Annotated in this window: 1 protein-coding gene; it reads right to left on the bottom strand. The window is 65.8% G+C overall.

What is annotated here, in order from left to right; genetic code table 11:
- Window positions 1-11 precede the first annotated feature (11 nt).
- On the bottom strand, window positions 12-521 hold a 510-nt coding region (locus tag WS45_RS23780), incomplete at its 5' end, for an electron transfer flavoprotein subunit beta/FixA family protein (RefSeq protein WP_059701985.1).

Raw genomic sequence — 521 nt, 5'->3', positions numbered from 1 at the left:
TCCGCTCCCTCTTACAGCACCTTGGCTTCGGTCTTCAGCTTCTCGACCAGCGTCTTCACGTCCGGCACCTTCACGCCGGCCGCGCGCTTCGGCGGCTCGGCCACCTTCAGCGTCTTCAGACGCGGCGCGACGTCCACGCCCAGGTCTTCCGGCTTCACCGTTTCCAGCGGCTTCTTCTTCGCCTTCATGATGTTCGGCAGCGTCACGTAACGCGGCTCGTTCAGGCGCAGGTCGGTCGTCACGACTGCCGGCAGCGTCAGCGACAGCGTTTCCGCGCCGCCGTCGACTTCACGGGCGACCGTGGCACGACCATCGGCGATCGTGACCTTCGATGCGAACGTCGCTTGCGGCAGGCCTGCCAGCGCGGCCAGCATCTGGCCCGTCTGGTTCGAATCGTCGTCGATCGCCTGCTTGCCGAGGATCACGAGTTGCGGCTGTTCCTTGTCGACCAGCGCCTTCAGGATCTTCGCGACGGCCAGCGGCTCGACGCTGTCGTTCGACTCGACGAGGATCGCGCGATC

Origin of the sequence: Burkholderia sp. RF2-non_BP3, from assembly GCF_001522185.1 — a bacterium.
Taxonomy (GTDB): domain Bacteria; phylum Pseudomonadota; class Gammaproteobacteria; order Burkholderiales; family Burkholderiaceae; genus Burkholderia; species Burkholderia diffusa.
This window is presented reverse-complemented; position numbering and strand designations above follow the sequence as displayed.